The organism is Ruminococcus flavefaciens (genome assembly GCF_900116855.1).
Classification (GTDB): Bacteria; Bacillota; Clostridia; order Oscillospirales; family Ruminococcaceae; genus Ruminococcus; species Ruminococcus flavefaciens_R.
The window spans coordinates 37,976-57,509 of sequence record NZ_UETD01000006.1; the positions used below are offsets into that span (position 1 = coordinate 37,976).

The 19,534-nt window shown below is 44.6% G+C and carries 3 protein-coding genes; all 3 read right to left on the reverse strand.

Features of this window, described 5'->3' with window-relative positions; genetic code table 11:
- Nucleotides 1-156: 156 nt before the first annotated feature.
- From DSZ37_RS07340 to DSZ37_RS07350, 3 genes are read right to left on the reverse strand one after another with little or no spacing between them, the layout of a single operon-like run.
- Complete coding sequence (locus DSZ37_RS07340; RefSeq protein WP_109726273.1) at nucleotides 157-5,181, reverse strand: SDR family NAD(P)-dependent oxidoreductase; 5,025 nt, start codon at nucleotides 5,179-5,181, stop codon at nucleotides 157-159.
- 2 nt (nucleotides 5,182-5,183) lie between these two features.
- Entirely contained in the window at nucleotides 5,184-11,048 is a 5,865-nt protein-coding gene (locus DSZ37_RS07345) for an SDR family NAD(P)-dependent oxidoreductase (protein ID WP_146198167.1), read from the reverse strand.
- 21 nt (nucleotides 11,049-11,069) lie between these two features.
- Nucleotides 11,070-19,532, reverse strand: a complete 8,463-nt coding sequence (locus tag DSZ37_RS07350; protein ID WP_109726275.1) for an SDR family NAD(P)-dependent oxidoreductase — start codon at nucleotides 19,530-19,532, stop codon at nucleotides 11,070-11,072.
- Nucleotides 19,533-19,534 lie beyond the last annotated feature (2 nt).

Consider the following 19,534-nt stretch of genomic DNA (forward strand, 5'->3'; position numbering starts at 1 on the left):
AGGACAGGTTCTTGTATTCAGGAGCCTGTTTTTTCATTTGTGTTCCCGTCCTCCCCGTATATAAATGTCTGATTCTATCCGCGAATGAAGATTATATAATAAAAAACCGCAGAATATCCCTGATCTGCGGTTTTTCTTATATTTATACCATGATGATCACAGAAGATCTGTAAGATACTTGTCAAGATCATCAAGATCTGTTTCGTCGTCAATGCCTTTTAGCATTTCAAGTACGCTCTTTTCACTATCTCCCGATGAGCTTTCCTGTATGATATGATCTCCTCCTATGAGCTGTGACGCCTTTTTGACGGAATTATAGTCATAGAGCTCAGATGCATCAACAGATACGTCATAGGTATCCTTCATTCTTCTCGACAGTTCTATCATATTGATAGAATCCATGCCAAGATCGCTGAAGCTGTCATTTATGTCTATATCAGATGAAGGAAGATGAAGTATCTCGCTTATGATAGAAGTAAGCCCCTCGTATATATCCTGCATATCTTCTTTTTCAGCTTCCGGTCCTTCCGTTGAAACGTTCTGTACAGGTATTTCCTTACGCTCCGGCACTATCCTATCGTTCCCTGTTCTTTCTGATATGAGCCTTGCTATTCTTTCCGGTGTCGAATAATCATATAGTTCCGATGCATCTATATCCAGCATATGATCATTGTTGATAATCCTTGACAGCTCCACCATATTTATGGAATCTATGCCCAGATCATGCAATGTGATATCGCTGTCTATTTCGCTCTCGGGTATATGCAGAATACCGGAAATAACCGAAACTACATATTCCAGCATACCACTGTCCTGTTTTTTCTCTGCCGATGTATTGTCGAGAGGCTGCAGCTCAATGCTTTCCCTCTTCAATGCAGGGGAAACTACTTGCTTATTAAGTTCAAGCACAGCTGCACTGTCAGAACGGACTGCTGAAGATTTTGACACACTGTCGCTGATAAGCCTGTCTATTCTCTGTCTTGATTCAGCGGTGGTTATGGTCTCTCTGTGCATTTCGAGTTCAAGCTCAATGGCAGCTTTAAGATCATCACGATACTTCTGACCGAGACCGTGTTTAAGCACAGCAAGCGATCTTGATGTCTTGCCGGCGATCTCACGGGCTATGCTGACCGCTCTGGTCATAACATCTTCCTGATCCTCGAATATTACACCCGTACATCTTGTGCTCAGTTCTTTTCCTGTGTATATATGAGCTGTGTACATCATCTCATTTGCAAGCAGGTCGCCAAGCTTGTGCCTTAGCAGGAAAGTGGAACCCAGTCCGGGAGTAAAGCCGTACTTCATGAAGTTTGCACTGTAGGAACCCTGATTTGAAAGTATGACTATATCGCCGTACAGTCCGAATATCAGACCGCCTCCGAAGGCATATCCTTGTATCGCCGATATAACAGGAATATCCAGTTCGGCAAAGCCACTGTATATTACGGCGCCGTCTGCATCGGAAAACTCATTATCACCGTTTGCAAGACTCATCAGTTCCTCTTTGCTTCCGCCCATGGAGAATATATTACCATATCCCGTTACTATAAGAGCCTTCAGTCTCTTATCCTGCTTTACCTGAGATAGCTTTTCGGAGATACAACTCAGAAATGACTTGGTGAACATATTCTTCTGCTCTGTATAATTCAGATGAAGCACACATATCTCATCTGTGATGTATTCAAGGAATACCGTCTCGGAAACATCCGTATTCACAGAAGGTATATATTTATATGACTTCTTCTCTGCCGTGTGCTTGGTATCAGGCTTTTTCTGACAGAAGGAATCGAACCAGTAATCGCGGTGCATGAAGGGTTCGGGCGGAAGGTCAGCTGTAAAGAATCTGCGTCCGCCATTAAGACTGCTCCAGTCCGCGTGCCCCCCTTCACACCATGTGCAAGCTGTTCTCACTGTTATATCACTGTCGGGTATTTCTGCCGAAGCATTGATGCATCCGGCTCCCGTCACAGTATCGGACAGGCAGGAAAGCAATTCTTCGGCTCTGCTGAATACTATTGCGAGCCTGTGCTCATATTCCTCACGCTTAAGCTGAAGAGTGCTGCACATATCTGCTAAAAAAGGTCTGTCAAGCTCTGAGGCTCGTTTATCCGCAAGAAATGTCCTGAATTGCTCTGCTTTCTTCATCAGACGCTGCTCTGTCTTCGCCGAAAGAACAAAGACGTATCTATCCGTTCCTTTATCACCGGTCAAACTGCGCTTTTCCGGAGCTTCTTCAAGGATCACGAACGCATTTGCTCCACCGAAGCCGAATGAACTTACTGTGGCTCGCCTGATTTTTTCAGTGCTCCACTGACGCAGCTCTGTATTAACATAGAATGGCGTCTCGGAAAGCTTCAGATAAGGGTTTTCGTTACTGTAATTGATATGGGGTACAAGAGTCTTTTCTCTCAGACACATTATGACCTTTATCATGCTGGCTATTCCCGATGCAGGTTCCAGATGTCCGATATTGTTTTTCAGTGAGCCTATTGCTACAGTACCGCGGCTTTCAACGCCGAAATGCTCATATGCTCTTTTCAGCGCTCTTACCTCGATTGGGTCGCCAAGCTTTGTGCCTGTACCGTGGAGTTCCATATACGATACAGTATCAGGAGATATTCCTGCTTTCTCAAAAGTGTCGGTAACAAGACTTAGCTGTGCCTCCTCATTGGGAGAGGTAATTGACTGCGCCCTTCCTCCGTGATTGACACCGCTTGCCTTTATGACGGCAAGTACATTGTCGCCATCCCTGACAGCCTTATCCAGCGGCTTGAGAATGATCGCTCCTATACCTTCACCCTTTACATATCCGTCAGCGCTCTCGTCAAGGGCAGAGCATATATTCTTAGGCGAAATTATGCCCATACTGTCTGCCATAGTGAATGAATTGGCGTTCAGCAGAAGACTTACTCCGCCTGCAACTGCCATCTCACATTCACCGTTCCTTACCGAGTCAGCTGCTCTGTGTACTGCTGTGAGGCTGGACGAGCAGGCTGTATTCACGGATTCGCTCGGCCCGTGAAGATCAAATATGTACGAAAGATAATTGCTGAGCATTGTAGGATCAGTTCCGATTACCGAAGAACCGTCAAGTATCCCCTTCTGCATGAGGATATTCTTATAGTCACAGTGCTGAACTCCTGTGAATACGCCGACTTTTTCACCCTCAAGGTCACTTAATCTGTAACCTGCTCTCTCAAAAGCCTTCCATACGACCTCAATATAAAGTCTCTGCTGTGGATCCATATTATCACAGTTGCGTGGAGTGATACCGAAGAATTCACCATCAAAGCCCTTGATCCTGTCAATGAAGCAAGCTTTTATATCCGTCCCTTCTTTGAAACAACCATCTGTAAGCCTTTCAGCGGGGACGCTCTTTACACTGCATCTTCCCTTTGTAAGATTATCCCAGAACTCCAATATATCGTCTGCATCAGGCATTATGCACTCTGCACCGATAACAGCTACATCGTTGCATTTCACCGCTCTGTCACTGCATACAGCCGATACTTCTTTATCAAGCAAAAATGTATCAGTTCTGTCGTCAAGAAAGGCAAATGGATCCATATCGGAAGCAGCATTTATTTCGCTGTTCTCCTTTACAGCTGCATATTCCTTTGCCACCTTTTCGGCAAGCAGCTTCAGGTTCGTACACGAAAAAAAGTCTATGGGCAGTATTTCAAGCCCGAAACTCTTATTTATCTGCGCCGCAAATTCTCTGAAGGATATAGAATCAAATCCCATTTCGCTGAAATTTCTGGTCTCGCTTATCCTTTCAGGCTCAAGATCTATTACTTTATAGATTATATTCCTGAGCTCTGACGAAATATCATCGGCTCCACTGTAATAATTCTTTTCAGACATTTTTTTCACCTCTGAACTATCCTTCTTTTTTATTATCAACAGATCTGTGTGTTCATCATCTGTCATAAGGTCAAACAATAATGCCGCTCCCTCTTCATCTTCGAGGTAATCCGACTTATTCATTGCAAGGTAGGCAGCCTCACTGCCCTTCTCCATGTGCATACCGCCGTTTCTCCACAGCGGCCATGCCGCTGAGATCACCCTTGCAGGAATGCCGCTGCGTCTGAAGTACTTATCCGCATAATCGGCGAATACATCGGTAAATCGGTTTATCAGTGAATAGTCAACCTGTCCCAGATCTCCGAAAAACGCCGAAGAGGAGGAGAACAGTATCAGTCGGTCGACCGGGTGCTTACAGGCATAATCAAACAGACCGAAGGCTCCGCTGAGCTTGGGGGCAAAAACACATTCCATGTCCTCTTTGTTCTTGCTGATGAAGTACTTTCCGTCGTTGTTGCCTGCGGTATTAATTATAGCCGCACATCTGCTGTATCCTGCAACAGCTTCTGACAGTACCGCTTCAAATCTGCTGCTGTTGTTTATATCACATTTGATAAAGCTTATCCTTCCGCTGTATCTTTCTATAAGTTCATCTATCTGTCTGTTTCTGCTTCGGCTGATAAGTATTATACCTGCTCTGCACCTTTCGGCGACGGCTCTCGCTAATATGCCCGCGATCCTGCCGGATGCTCCTGTGATAACAACGGCTGAATCACTGTCAAGCGTCAGGAAGCTTCCGTGTCCCGCACCTGCGCTGCAGCATGGCACCATGCTCTTTATGAATCGCTTGCCGCCGCTGTAAACTACTGTACTGTCAGTAAAGCCTTTCTCATTAAGCTCGGACACGAAGATATCATGGGTAAGGTCTGTATCCTTGTCAATTCCCACTGTCTTTACCTTCAGCTCTCCACCGATTATTGCAGCCGACCTGCCTATCGGAGCAAGTGCCTCATTATACGGCAGGATGTCATCTCCCGTTTTATAGAATACTATCAAACGTGATCCTGATTTTTTTTCAAACACAACCTTTTTTACAAGAGCAAGAAGCTTCAGATAGTATTCTCTTATGTCACTCACACTGCCTGCATCGGCTGCGGTATCATCAAAGATGACTATATCTATATCTTTACCGCCTGTCATGGAAACGGATATATACGCGTTAAGCTCATCAATGCTGTTGCAGCAGATCATATCATGTCCGATATCGAATGCTGCAAACGCTTTTCCTGATATATCACATATTACTGTCTCTCGACCGAGTTCAACATATTCCCTGACGGGCTGCTCTGTCAGTTGCTCATTATAAATCTCTATCATTTTTACCTCTTACAGATCAGATACATTCTCTTTATGTTCATAAGTGTACTCCCGTATCCGTCACTGATCCTCAGATCGATAACGTATTTTGAATCGGATACTCTTTTTACAAGTCCGATGTGTATATTCTTTTCATCGGCAGCTGATATCTCATCATAAATGATGCAGCTTTCGACATAAGCAACAGCAAATCCCGACACAGAAGGCGCCTGAGCTCTGACAAATTTCCTAACAGCATCATGTACCGATATTGAGACCGGAACTTCGCTGTCACTGTGCAGCGTCTCATCTGCGATATAGCTGATCTCGGCTCCGTCGGTGATCTCATCTGCATTACAGAACTCTGCCTCCGCGAAAAGATTCTTCGTGCTGCCTTCTGCAAAATAAACTCTTATATCGTGTTCAGAGATCTCTGTCTCAAAATGCTCGGCATTCACAAAAGCTGTAGGCGCTGCAAAGCGAACTGATCCTATGCAAGCTTCATCAGAGGCCCTATATCTGAATAACACATCTCCCATGATATCAAGCACTTCAAAAATGTTTACTGTTCCGTCGCAAAAGCTCCTTCCGCGATCAATGCCGTATACACTGCGCCCCGAGAGCTGTCTGTGACTGCTGCCGTATTTCCTGCGGCGTGGCTGCACTATGCTGTCAGGTCTGTATATCATATTATCAGCAGGATAGAACGGCAGCTCAACAAGGTCCATGCCGCACCCGGCGCCTGTGAGTTTTTCGCCCTTTCTCCATTTCTCAAGCTCAGCTGTAATTTCTTCATTTCCAAAGCCCTCACAGTAAACTGTTCCATCACTTGCACTGCCGGACGAAATGACCGAATCAATGACTCTTACAGCTTCATCTGCGCTATGAGCGTATATTCCCACTGATATATCAAGTACCGGCATCTTCCTTCTGAACGAATAGCAGATATCATCAAATCCTATATGTGATAAGGAGCTTTCTGCAAGCCGTTCCCTGATAACTGCTAAATACGTCATGAGCCTCTTGCTGCTGACTGCAGAAACCGGAAACCACTCTTTTTCACTGTGACTGTTTTGCCCCTTATTATTCATGCTGTTGTATTCACTGACTATCACATGAACATTGGCCCCGCCTGCTCCGAATGAACTTATGGCAGCTATCCTGCGCCCGTTTCTGTCAGCATTCCATTCTGTCTGTGACTGCGGGAAATAAAATGGTGTATTATCCATATCTATATTAGTGTTGATCTCTGCACTGTTCAGAGTCTTCACGATCTTCCGCTCTCGGATCATACATATCACCTTTGCCAGAGACGCGAAAAAGCTCGCTGCTTCAAGATGTCCGATATTGGTCTTTACAGAACCTACAGGGCAGAGATCCTTCCTTTGACTTTCTCTGCGGTACACTTTATTCAATGCAGCTATCTCTATCGGGTCTCCAAGCTGTGTTCCGGTCCCGTGAGCTTCAATGTACGTTATATCCTCAGGAACAAGATCAGCGTCTGAAAGTGCCTTTTCTATGACCTCTGCCTGCTGATTTATGTCGGGAACAAGGAAGCCCTTTGACCTTCCTGCCGTATTAACTGCAGAGGACTCTATAACAGCATAGATATGATCGTTATCTCTCACTGCGTCATCAAGCCTCTTTATTATAACAGCCGAAACACCTTCTCCCGGTACAAAGCCGTCAGCATCCTTGCCAAATGCAGAGCATACTCCTGACCGTGACAGCATCTGCTTTCTGCACATCACTGCATACTTGTATGGGTGAGTATATATATTCACACCTCCTGCCACAGCAATATCACAGTCTCCGCTATTTATGCTCCGGCAGGCTGTATGAAATGCCACTGCACCTGATGAACAAGCTGTATCGATAGTCATTGAAGGACCGTGGAAATTGCAAAGCCACGATATCCTGTTGGATATTGACCATGGAGTTGACTGGGCTGCTGTGAAGTTTCCGCTTGTCCAGCTGTTTTCGGCATAGGAAGAAAATGTATTCGTTGTTGAGCCGACAAAAACGCCGACCTTTGAGGAACTCAGTGTCCTGCTGCTATAGCCGCTGTCCTGCAGAGCCTCGAATACCACCTCCATAAACTTTCTTTCCTGCGGATCTGTCAGCTTCGCTTCTCTTGGCGAGATACGGAACAGCTCTGTGTCAAAACCGTATATATCATTCATAAAACCGCCTGACTTGCAGTATATTTCCTCATCAAAAAGCTTCAGCTGCTTTTCGTGCTCCTTCCAGCGCTCAGTCGGCAGGTCGGAGATCAGTGACTTTTCTCCAAGTACAGCCTGCCACAGTTCTCCGACACTTTCTGCTGAGGCAAATCTACCGCTTATGCCTATGATTGCAAGCTTTGTGCTGCGTTCATCCTTTTCAGCAGGTGCTGAGGCGCTGCCGTCGTCAGTGCAGTCATTATTATGAGATTCCGAATGCTTTCTGAGATCAGCTTTTTGCTTTATCACATATTCAGCTATCTCTTCCACAGTATTCTTCTCATACAGAATAGTCTTCGGAAGACCGCTGAAGTACTTCTCAATACAGGTATTGAAGCTGTTTATGATGACAGAATCCGGATTAAGGGCATCAAGCTCAAAACCTTTGGTGAACATTGATATATCATAGCCTGTGACCTCTGATAGAACACGCCTTATTATATCCTCTGCTTCTGATAAAGAATACTCGGTTGTCAATGTATCTGAACGGTGTAAAGAAGAAAATGCATTTATTCTTTCCTTGATGATCGATGTATCCTTTGTCTTTACAATATAATTGTTCAGGCTTGCAGTTTTCATTGCTGACTCAAACGCCATCGTTCCCTCTGAATCCCTGAACGGGTATATACCATATTTCTTGATAAGCTCGTCAGCATCATCCTCAGAAAGCTTCATTCCCATGTTTTCCCAGTAAGAATAATTGAAGGAAGCATATCTGCAGCTGCTGTTTTCGGCTGACTTGGCTCTGACAAACAGATCAAGGAACCTGTTTGCATAGGTGTAATCACTCTGGCCTGTCTTGCCAATGACAGATGCCACAGATGATATAACGAAGAAGAACTTCAGACCGTTTCCGCCGAAATATTGATGAAGCAGCCTCGTTCCCCTTACTTTAGGGGCAAGTACAGTATCAAACTCTTCGGCGTTCTTGTTGATGATAAAGTTATTTCTGAATATACCCGCACAGTGGATAACGCCGTTTACAGTACCGAAAGATTTTGCAATATTCTGTGCACATTTTCTTACCGACTCCTCATCTGTGATATCACAGCTGATATATACTGCCTTGCAGTCATCAGACTGCATTTTTTCAAGCTTATGCTCTGTATCATAATCCAGCGCTTTTCTTCCGAGTATTATGATATTACCGCAAAGCTTCCCTGTCAGATATGCTGTCAGCTCCGAACCTATGCCGCCTGTTCCCCCTGTTACGATATAGTTTCCCTTTTCTTTCGGAAAAACGTAACCTTCAGCAGATGGAGCTGCATCATAGTAATCATATACATATCTCTCACCCTGAGAGCTGTAGTACACTGTCTTCTCAGTGCCGCAGCAGATATCCTCGTACAAGCTGTCTGATAAAGCAGCAGCAGCTTCCGATGCCGTAAAGATATTCTTCACTGACACCTGCGGGTATTCACAGCGGACAGTTACGCTCAGTCCGTCAAGCGCCTCCAGCTCGGGAACTGTACCTGCGGAAACATTCCTGAATACGTTTATTATCCTGTAGCTTCCTGATGTATTGTTTAAAAGGACCTTTTTTATCCTTGCAAAAAGCTCCCTGACCAAGGTGTCAGGATCTGTTGCTGTTTTATCTGCATCATTATCGAATACTATAGTGTCCGACTCAAAGGTATGTTCAAAGAATTCCTCACCTACAGCAGCAATGTTCCTGCAATAGGCAGGTTTTTTATTATCTGCCGCTGCAACTACTGCGTTGCTGATATCAGCTCTCGCAGACATATCCGCGGATGACTTTACAAGTCTTTCAGCAAGTACACATATATTTTTATATCTGTCCTTTTTACCGTCTATCCAGTATACTGACTTATCAAAGCAGTAGCCAGGAGCACATACTATCCTCTGACGGACATTTAGCCTTCCCCTGTTTCCCGAATACCCGTCAAGATACATCCCGTATACTTTCTCCATATCACCGTCAGAGAAATCGCTCTCATATAAACTGTCGATAAGCTGCTCGGCTTCATCATCTGCCATACTCTGAGAATAACACATATCCCCGGCGCTGATCTCGTCAAGGTAAGCTGTTATGCTGCTTCTCAGCTCCCTGATATCTGAGCAAATGAAAGCAGCTCTGTAAGGAAAATGACTCCTTCCGTACATAAGGGTATACGCCAGCCGTGCCGCAATATCCTCGGACTGACCATCAAGCCAGTCTGCATAAGTACCCAGCAGCTTTTTGAGTACTGCTTCGGTCTTTGCAGAGAATACATAAAGTCTTTTTCTCCGCTCACAGCCTTTTTCGCTTGCATTATAGCCCTCAAGGACAAGATGTACATTTGTGCCGCTGAATCCGAAAGAGCTGACTATGCACTTCTTGTCTGCTCTGTCCTCCCACATTTCTGCTTTCGTATTGATGTAAAACGGCGAACTCTCAAGCTCTATATACGGATTACACTCATCGTAGCCTATTTCGGGAGGCTTCACGCCGTTGTTAAGTATACATATGAGCTTTATTACTCCCGCGACACCTGCGGCTGCTACAGTATGACCGATATTTGCTTTTACAGAGCCTATAGAACAAAAACCGACTTTGGAGGTATGCTCCCTGAAGCTCTCGGTAAGCGCCTCGATCTCTATGGGGTCACCCAGCTTTGTTCCTGTTCCGTGAGCCTCACAGTATCCTATCTTTTCAACAGGTATGTTGAATTTTTCGTATACTTCCTTTTCAAGCGCGCACTGTGAAATGACATTCGGTGACATGATACCGTTGGTCTTTCCGTCCTGATTCATGCATGAGCCGTCTATCACTGCAAGGATATTATCGTTATCCCTTACTGCATCTCCCAGCCTTTTCAGTATAACGACTCCGCAGCCTTCTCCGGGCACAAAGCCGTTTGCATCCTTGTCAAACGGTCGGCACTTTCCGTTCTCGGAAAGCATATTGTTCTTGCTGGTATTTATATACATCTTTGGCGATGAATAGACGGTAACACCCGAAGCTGCTGCCATTTCGCAGTCCCCCTGCAATAATGCATTGCATGCAAGATGGATAGCTGTAAGTGAAGATGAGCAGGCAGTATCTACAGCTATGGCAGGTCCCTTCATATTCAGAAAGTAGGAAATACGGCTGGCAAGTATGGAATTATTCAGTCCCATGCACCGGTAGGAATCTGCAGAAATATTGTTTTCCGACAACACATCTCCGTATGAGCTGTCAGCTATGCCAACGTATATTCCGCATTTCATGCCGCTGAGTTCCCTGTCGGAATATCCTGCATTTTCAAATGCGTGCCATGTCTCTTCAAGGAGTATCCTCTGCTGAGGGTCCATTTTTATAGCCTCAGCAGGGGTGATATCGAAAAAAGCAGGATCAAATGAAGCTATATCATCAAGCATTCCGCCCCATTTGCTGTAACTCATGTTTTCTGCGTTCCTGTCTGCTGAATAATAATCCTCTTCGTCCCACCTTTTTATCTCGCGGATAGAGCATTTTCCTTCCAGCAGATTGTCCCAGAACTGACGATGATCGTCTGCATCGGGAAAACGGCAGGCAAGACCTATGACTGCGATCCTGTCATCAGATTCGGCTCCTTTCGTATTGCCATCTGATATGCCGCTGTTTTTCCCGATGAACTGCAATATATTTTTTTTATTTATCTTCTTGTCGGATAGGTCATCCATTAATCTGTTGATATCATTCAATTTAATTACCCTCTTAAATATTTACGGATCTGTCTTTTTTATCTCTTTTATGTGCTCGGCAAGTCCATAGGGAGAAACGTATTTGAAAATATCAACCGCTCTCAGTCTCAGACCAAAGGCTGCATTGATCTTCTCTATTATCTCAATAGCCATTATGGAATCTATGCCGCAATCCACAAACGTTTTTCGCGGATCGGATATTTTTTCCTGCACTACGCCCTCGATCATTCCTATTACTCCTGAGATCACATCATCTGTTGTTCTGAACGCCTCTTTCCTGTCATCTACGATAACCTGCTCCTGCACCTCGTCGGCAGAAATGTCCGGAGCTGCAGATTCACCGCATTTCTCGGCTATGATAATATTCTGACCAATATTGCGTGAACCGCTTTTGTCCCCGTAGAAAAAGATATTGCCGAAGCCGTGCTTCTCAAGAACCGTTTTCCACGAATACTTCGTAAGCAGCGGCGAGCCATTTATCCTGCGCCTGTCATTTTCGTACAGCCACCAGCCATCAAGAAGTCCGAATATGATGGTATTGAACAGAAGCTTTTCTGTCATCTCGTACAGTATAAGACTTCCCGAAATGTCAACAAGTCTGTTGAGATTATCCAGCGCAAGATCAAGATCCGCAACCGCATGGATCACGTTGGCACATATCACATAGTCGAATTTCATTTTTGCCAGATCGCCCTCAAGAGGCTTGTCCATATTCAGCGTTCTGAATCTGAAGAAGTCATATCTTCCAAAGCGTTCCTCTGCGTGAAGTACAAAACTCTTAGAAATATCAGTATAATAATACTCGATAAAGTCCGAGAAAGGTTCAAGTCCTTCGGCGACAGGTCTTGTTGTGCCGCCTGTACCTGCACCTACCTCCAGTATCCTTATCTTTTTGTCGGGTATTCCGACTGATCTAAGATATGTCAGCAGTTTATACTGAAGCGCCCTGGTTATTATAGTGTTATAGTAATCGGCCATGTCGTTATTGCCATATATATCTGCGACCAGCTGCTTGGTATCTTTTGAAAAGAGCAGCTCGGTAGCCGCGGTCCTGCCATAAAGCACATCCGTATAGGTGCCCTCTATCTTGTCAAGCAGCCTTGTATAGCAGTCATCACCTGTTTCCGTGATAGCATCCAGCATATCTCCGTCTGCCTCTACAGCCTCCCTGAGTTCATTATATAGCAGCTTTGCATTCCTGCCTGTTATAGCCGCACTGGCATTCCCAACTGTTTTCAGTATCCTGTCCGCAAATGCTACGGAAATATGTTTTATCCTGCTCTTATAGTCAAGAAGTTCATTCACCTTATCAGCGGTAATAAGCCTTTCGGCAAGGTAATCGGAAAATCCGCCATCTTCTGTATCAGCATATGCTTCGGGATATCTGTGATCATTAAGCTCGTCCGTAACACCTGAGCCTATCTGCTTCAGCACTACCATCTGTCCGTATGTACAGCGCAGTCCGGCTTCAAGCATTTCCATGCCTTCAGCATTTTCCATTCCAAGGAAGCCTTTCTTTTTCATGACTCCTACATGGAAGCTGTCTGTGACGATACCTGTCTGTGACCATAGACCCCAGTTGAATACCTTGCATCTGATGCCCAGCTCACTTGCAGCATATGCCGCAAAGCTGTCGATAAATACACTTCCGCCGGAATAGTTGCTCTGACCTGCATAGTTAGCAAAGGACATCACTGACGAATACACTATTAACTGCCCGGCATTATGAGTTCTCATAGCCGAGACAACGTTTATTACACCCGATGTCTTTGGCGCAAGACCTCTGAGGAGCTGTTCCTCGGTCATGTTTGCTATAGTTGAATCATCAAGTACAAGAGCGGAATGGATCACCGTATCTATCCTGCCGTATTTCCGGAGTACTCCGTCAAAAAGCCTTTCAACCTGAAGCGGATCGGATATGTCACATGAATAATAATCGACATAGTCCGGTTTATCCTTTAACACTGCCCTTCTTCCGCATACAGCTATCCTGCTGTGATACCTGTCGGCGATATGAGCTGCTGTAAGAGCTCCGATGCCTGATCCTCCTCCGATGATAAGCACAACACTTTCTTCGTTGAAAGGAGCAATGCTGCTTTTATCGGGCACATCCGTCTTTTCAAGCTTTCTTATGTAAACTTCGCCGTTTCTGAAAGCATAGAGCGCTGACGCTCCCGAGGAATATCTGTTTATTGCTTCCATTGCCCTGACTGTATCTTCGGTAAATGTGTCTGTATCAAAGCAGGTGATCTGCCAGTTGCTTATCTCCTTCCTGACAGATAATGCCATTCCGATAACATCCGAACCAAATGGATCGATACTGTCACAGCCTGTGACGTTAAATGCCGAATGGGTAACGATCATAATGCTTATATCGCAGCCGTCCATTTCATTTTCGATCATTTTCTTGACAAGTCTGAAGAAGGATACTGCCGTCTTGTCCGTCTTATAGCTTTCAGCAAGATAGCTGAGACTGCTTCTTTCTTCGGGAACGACAAATATCACTCTTCTTACCGTGCTGTCAAATTCTTCCGTACTGCCATTTATTATATCATCAGTGCATATATATCCTATGTTATGATAGTAGCTCTTCAGCACTGCGAAGTTTTTTTCCGAGAACACAGGCATCACAGCTATCGTCCTCTCGGGATCGCTCTCCGCATTCTCTCTGTCGGTATGGATCTTTTCCCATACAGGTGTTAATATACCGCAGCTCTCCTTCTTTGCCTGTCTCATAACCAGTCCGTTTACTTCAAAAACCGTTCTTCCGCTCTCATCAGAGAAGCTTATATCATAATGATCCTGTGATATATCCATATTGCTTCTGAAACTGCCTGCACTGACTGTGGGGTCTAAATAGACGCTCTCAGCTTCAAAAGGCACGAACATATCGTCTAAATACATAAATACACCTTGCAGTGATGAATCAAATAATGCCGCACGCTCTGCGATCGTATCACAGCTGCTTGTGACGATACTGCCCTCAAAGCGATCACTGCCAACAACTGCATTCTTTATCCTCCGATAAGTCTCGCCATAGTATATCCCTCTCTGTCTTATGCGCTCGTAGAGAGCCTCTGCTGAAATGCTGTCACCGCTGACAGATCCGAAGTCGTGAAGCATTTCGGGAGCCACTCGTCTTTTTATCTCTCCCTTTGCGTATACTATATCCGAATCGGGAGCTTTTGCGACAAAGCTGCCCCCCTTACCAGCAAGGTTGATGGAATACTCTATAACCGTATCCTTCATTACTATGCAAGGCATGATAAAACGCACACTGCACATTTCAAAGCACTTATCGGGATATGCCTCTTTCAGCTTTTCTGCTACGTTCAGCAGATAATTCACTGCCGGAACATAACGGCACTCTCCCACCAGATGATCGGAGACTATACTGTCATTGAAGCCTATTGTCTGTGTGAAGGTGATATCATCAGATATTCCGCTTTGATTATAACTTAGCTCCAGCCAGCAGCGTTTCTTTGAAAATGGGTAGGATGGAACTCTTACCCTGTTTCTTTCAGCTCCGCCGTATAACCTTTTCCAGTCGATCCTGCCGCTATTTCCGAGCCAAATATCCGCTAAAATGTCGATCTTCCTTTCAGAAATCGCACTTTCTATATCATCAGCGCTGTATGTTTTGCAGGAAATCTCTCTTTCACCGACCTCATTATTACAGTAACCGATGAGCTTACCTATAAGTTCTTCCCTGCTGCCGGCTGTAAAGGCTGCTCTGTATGTATAATGCTGACAGCAGCACTGTAATGTATAAGCATAATCGTCTATTCTTCCGCTGACATCCGCATCGCTCTGTAAAAATTCCGCATTTCTCCTTACCAGTTCAATTAGCGCATCTCTGCTTTTTGCGGAATACAGATAAAGATTCCGAGGATATACCTCTGTATCAAGAGAGATATTACCGTCGCAGGATTCAAGTACGATATGTGCATTCAATCCGCCAAATCCGTATGAATTAATACCGCACCTTAAACGCTCGTCAGTATGCTTCTTCCACTTCCTGTGAGCTTTGAGAAGTTCGATACAGCTATGATCATTTTCGGATATATTGGGATTGAGCTCTTCCAGTCCGCCTATTGCAAACAGGGTGTCATTATTCATCTGGACAACAGCCTTTATTATCTCCACGATACCCGAAGCTGCCTCCAGGTGTCCGATAACAGGCTTCAATGTCCCTACAAACACGCTTCCGGGCGCAAGTGTCCTTCCGCTGTCATGCTCCATATGCCTGATGGAACTTTCAAGAGCTGTATACTCAATGGAATCGCCTATTACGGACCCTGTTCCGTGAAGCTCGATAAATGTGTTTTCACCGATAAACTCTCCCGAATCCTTCCATGCGTCATAAATGACATCCGAAAGAGAATCGATATCAGGTGTCGTTATACCGCCTGTCCTTCCGCTATGCGAAACAGCAGATCCGCATATGGACGCATAAATATGATCATCGTCTTTTACAGCATCGTCATAAGTCTTCAGTATCAGTACGCCTGCACCTTCACTTCTTGCATAGCCGTCTGCCTCACTGCTGAAGGAATGGCAGGCGTCTGTAGCGGAAAGCATATTGCTTCTTTCAAGGGAAAGAAATGTCTCGGGGATAGCTATAACATTTACACCTGCAACAACTGCAATATCACACTCCTTATCAAGAAGTGCCTGTCTTGCCCTGTGACAGGCGACAATGCCGCTTGAGCAGGCTGTGTCTATGTTTTCGCTTGGACCATGAAGATCAAACATAAATGAAATACGGTTAGCTATAAAGCAATGATAGTTTCCCGTCAGACGTTTAGGATCGGAAAGGAGCCCGTTGCCGCTTACGAGAGAATAATAATCATCCGTGGTCGCAGCGGTGAAAACACCCACTTTTCTGCCGGCAAGGTCCTCAAGCCGGATACCTGCGTCCGTTACAGCCTTCAGTACAGCACCGAGCAGTACTCTCTGCTGAGGATCGGTGACAAGTGCCTCCTTATAAGAAATATTCCAGAATTCATTATCAAAAAACTCAAAATCCTCTATAAAGCCTGCCTTGTACTTCAGCTTTCTATACGAAGAATTATCGTCAAGTGAGCCGTAAAAGCTGTCCCAGTCCCATCGGCTTGAAGGGACCTCACCAAGAACACTCCTGTTTTCCTCAAGCAAACCGTAGAAGCTGTCCATTTCATCAGCCCCGGGAACTGCCAAAGACATTCCTACAATGGCAATCTTCCTGCTTTGCGAAGCACAGACCTCCTGCGTAACGTGAACAGTCTCATCTATGGTTCCGTTATCCACACCGGAAGATAATTCACCAACTCTTTCCATTATGTCATTTATGGTAAGACAGTCCGCAAAAAGCAGCGGAGTTGCAGAAATGCCGCAATGCTTGTTTATCATCTCAATGATACGACTCATCTTATAGGCATCAAGGTCATAATCCGAGAGTTCATTCGACAGCTCTATGTATTCCTCGTCTATGCCTGTGATATCCGAAAAAGCCTTTATAAGGCAGTCGGCAAGCTGACTATCCCCTGCGGCATTATTGTCAGCTGTCTCAGAAAGATCATTGCTGCCGCCAATACTGAGCGCTTGACCATATTCCTTGAAAATGTAGCCCGCTATCTTGTTTACAGTAGGGTACATAAAATATGTGAGCAGTGTAAGAGAGATACCGAGCCTCTCATTCAGCCTTTTGATGAATTCAGCTATGGTAAGGGATTCAAATCCGTAATCGTTCAGATTAGTGTTGTTATCTATATCATCAGAGGACATAAAAACGGTTTCAGCAGCAATATCTCTTACTATGCTGCTAACAGCGTCAACTGTCACGTTCTCTGTATCTATTTCCGCAGTTTTTGCAGCAGGCGCTTCTTCATTTAAAGACGGCTCATAATAATCGTACTGATATACAGGAAGATGATATTTCCTATATGTGACTCCACTGTTTATGTGCTCCCAGTCAATATCGATGCCTTTTTTCCAGTGATCTGCGATCATATTTCTTATCCTGCTGCATATGTCGTCAGATACGGCATATGATGATCTCTCGTCCTTGTTCTGCATAATAAACGATACGATGTCTCTTTCATTATAGTTTTCAAAAGCAGAAAGCTCTTCTCTGCATATATCTGTCACAGGTATATCTATATATTCCGGAGCGTTTGAAATATTGCCCTTTATTGCTTCAATAAGCTGAGAACGATTCAGACATTTTGCTGCTATCATCGATTTCATAAGCCTTATATCAGCATTCTCAAATCTGAGCCTGTCGGTTATCTTCCACCTGTTGAGAACTTCAATATAAACATCGGCAAAAACTATATTGATGATGAACCACTCATCTGCATCCCTGACATCATAACTGCCGTTGATAAAGTCTGTCAGCGGTATATCATGCTCAGTCAGAACGTCGTTCCATAGATCAATATTCTTTTTTATGGTATTCTGTGTATGATAGAGCTTTTTAACATCTGATAACAGCTTATCCGATATCCTGCGGTCATTTTCACTCATGTGTACGAAGCTGTTGCGAAAGCAGTTTATAAGCTCTGGTATCCTGTCTTTTTCAACATGGATATCATGATAAAAAATCTTATTACCGTCTGTGATGTCCATGGAAAGAGGGAAAACATCAATATTGTCCGCGTTAATACGTCCTGTATATACTTTTACAGCTTCGCTTAGGCTGACAGCTTTTGCCAGAGCTGCTGTGAGAAGCTCTGAGCCCTTTCCTGCCCTGAGCCTTTTTACATTTACTCCCGAATCGAGAAGCATTTCATAAATACAGTATGAAAGTACAAACTGCCGGGTCAGGTCAGCTTCAGGTCCGTCAGAGATATCTGTCTCTGAAGATATCATGTCACAGTATCTGCTATATGAACTGCGTATACTTTCAAACCTTGCAAAAAGCTTATCTGTATCTTCATATGAAGGCAGGAAGTACATATTAATCTCAAGCTCATCGGGAACACTATTCTCCGAATGAAAGATATCAGCTGAATCGAGTCCGTTTATCAGCTCATATATATCTTTGGCTTTGATATGTATACGGTACCTGAAATCTGATCTGCTGTTCTGTACATTGAAGCAAAGATCATTTATATCAAAGTCTTCTCCGTTTTTTGTAAGAGCTTCCTTCCACTTTCTGACAGTTTTTTTCAGACTCTTCTCTGTTCTTGCACTGAGTATAAAATCATTGTTCACAGCAGCAGAAAGTGTATCGGCTTTCTGCTCCGATACATATTCCTGAACGATAACATGAGAATTCATGCCGCTGAATCCGAAAGAGCTTATGCCTGCCGTCAGAGGTCCGTCCTGCTTCCATTCCACAGTCTCATAATTCGTCCTGAATGGGCTGTTTTCAAAGTCGATGATCGGGTTCTCTTCTCCGTTGTCTACGATAGGCGGGATAGCTCTGTGCCTGAACATCGATACCACCTTTGCAAGTCCTGCCAGACCTGCTGCAGGCTCAAGATGCCCTATATTGCACTTCACTGTACCGATATTGCAATAATTCTTCCTGTCGGTATACTTGCGAAAAGCCTGTGTAAGTGCTTCGATCTCAATAGGATCACCAAGAGACGTGCCGGTTCCGTGTGCCTCGATATATGATATTTCATCCGCATTCATACCCGCATCTTCAAGTGCGCCAAGAATGACATTTCTCTGGCTCTCAATTTTGGGAGCGGTTATACTGTAGCTTTTTCCGGTGTAATTGACAGCCGCCCCTTTGATAACTGCATAGGCATCATTATGATCTCTTTCGGTATCCTCTTTTCTCTGCAGTAAAAAGGCAAGAGCACCCTCGCTTGAGACATAGCCGTTGGCGTTTATGGAAAATGCCTTGCATCTTCCGTCGTGACTGAGCATATGCCCCTGATCAAGGCACTTATACTTCCACTCATCAAGGTTAAGATTGACTCCGCCAACTATCGCATAATCACACTCTTTTTCAGCAAGAGCGCGCTTTGCATGATACAGGCATACAAGTCCTCCCGAACAAGCGGTATTGACAGTCAGGCTCTCTCCTGTGAGATCGAAGCAATAGGATATCCTGTTTGAAAGACTGCACTCAACATTGCCTGCCAGATCATATTTCTCGGGTATATCACCGCGTTTAAGGAAATTATTCTTATTATCTATGAGGAAATATGATATATATACAGCTGTCTTTTTTCTCTGAAGCTCCTTCAGCGGTATGCCTGAATCCTCGATACATCGCCAGACTTCCTGAAGGATCATTTTCTGCTGAGGCTCCATGTGGCATGCCTCTCTCGGAGAGATCCTGAAAAATGAAGGATCAAAGTCATTATAGTCCTTTATTGATCCCATCCAGTTCACATCCGGAGTAAGAGCTTCAGCATCCCAGCGATCCGCAGGTATTTTTCCTGTGCATACCTCTTTGTTCTTCATAATATCCCAGAGCTGCTCAATGTTATCAGCATTGGGAACCTTTATAGACATACCAACGATAGAAATATCGTGATTCATAA

Coding starts and splice junctions, on each gene's coding strand:
- DSZ37_RS07340 (WP_109726273.1), bottom strand. CDS start 5,181: ATGATAGAGATTTATAATGAGCAACTGACAGAGCAGCCCGTCAGGGAA.
- DSZ37_RS07350 (WP_109726275.1), bottom strand. CDS start 19,532: ATGAATCACGATATTTCTATCGTTGGTATGTCTATAAAGGTTCCCAAT.